This is a genomic window from Azospirillum sp. B4 (assembly GCF_000333275.1).
GTDB lineage: Bacteria > Pseudomonadota > Alphaproteobacteria > Azospirillales > Azospirillaceae > Nitrospirillum.
The window spans coordinates 1-1,430 of sequence record NZ_BACU01000677.1 but is presented as its reverse complement, the minus strand read 5'-3'; the positions used below and the strand labels follow the sequence as shown (position 1 = coordinate 1,430).

Genomic DNA, 1,430 nt, shown 5'->3' with positions numbered 1-1,430 from the left:
CGCCAACCTGTCGGTCCTGACCACGGTTCAGCTGGCCGGGCTGACCACCGCCCAACTGGTTACCCTGACCGTGGATCAGGTAGCGGGCCTGACGACGGCGCAGGTGGCCGGCCTTTCCACCACCCAGGTGCGGGCGCTGACAACCGACCAGCTGAATGCCTTCAGCACCGCCGACATCCACGCCCTGACGGTCGCCCAGGTCGCGGCCCTGTCCTCCGACCAGCTGACCGCCCTGGGCAGCGATACCGTCAGCGCGCTGACGACGGCCCAGGTCGTCCGGCTGACCACCGCCCAAATCCAGGCGCTGACCAGCGACCAGCTGAACGCCTTCAACACCGCCGACATCCGCGCCCTGACATCCGCCCAGGTCCAGGCCCTGACCACGGACCAGCTGTCCACCCTCGGGTCGGATAACCTGTCGGCGCTCAGCAGCGCCCAGGTCAACAAGCTGTCCGCAGCCCAGGTGCAGTCCTTGACCAGCGACCAGCTGAACAGCCTGACCACGGCCGAGGTGCGGGAGTTCACCTCCGCCCAGCTGGCGACGCTGACCACCGACCAGCTGTCCACCCTCACCTCCGACAACCTGTCGGCGCTGGCCAGCAACCAGATCGTCGGTCTGTCCAGCGCCCAGGTGCAGTCCTTGACCAGCGACCAGCTGAACAGCCTGACGTCGACCGATGTGCGGGAATTCACCACCGCGCAGGTCCAGGCCCTGACCACCGACCAGCTATTGGGCCTGGGCACCGCCACCGTGGCCGCCCTGACCACCGCCCAGGTGGGCGGCCTGACCACCAGCCAGATCACGGCACTCAGCAGCGACCAGGTGGCGGTCTTCAACACCGCCCAGGTCGCCCGCCTGTCCACCGACCAGGTGCGGGCGCTGCACAGCGACCAGCTGAGCGCCCTGCCCACCGCCGACGTGCGCGCCCTGACCACCGGGCAGTTGGCGGCCCTGACCACGGACCAGGTGTCGACGCTCAGCACCGACACGGTGGCGGCACTCAGCACCCTGCAGGTCGCTAAGCTGGCCACGGCCCAGGTCCAGGCCCTGACCAGCGACCAGCTGAACGCCTTCAACACCGCCGACATCCGCGCCCTGACGTCCGCCCAGGTCCAGGCCTTGACCACCGACCAGCTGTCCACCCTCGGGTCGGACAACCTGTCGGCACTCAGCAGCGCCCAAGTCAACAAGCTGTCCGCCGCCCAGGTGCAGTCCTTGACCAGCGACCAGCTGAACAGCCTGACCACGGCGGACGTGCGGGAGTTCACCTCCGCCCAGCTGGCGACGCTGACCACCGACCAGCTGTCCACCCTCACCTCCGACAACCTGTCGGCGCTGGCCAGCAACCAGATCATCGGTCTGTCCAGCGCCCAGGTGCAGGCGCTGACCACCGACCAGCTGAACGCGCTGGCGACATCGGACATGCGGG

General features: G+C 68.8%; 1 pseudogene. It reads left to right on the top strand.

The features are described from left to right. Window positions 1-1,430 (top strand): annotated as a pseudogene (locus I55_RS37460) (heme utilization protein); the annotation flags it as partial.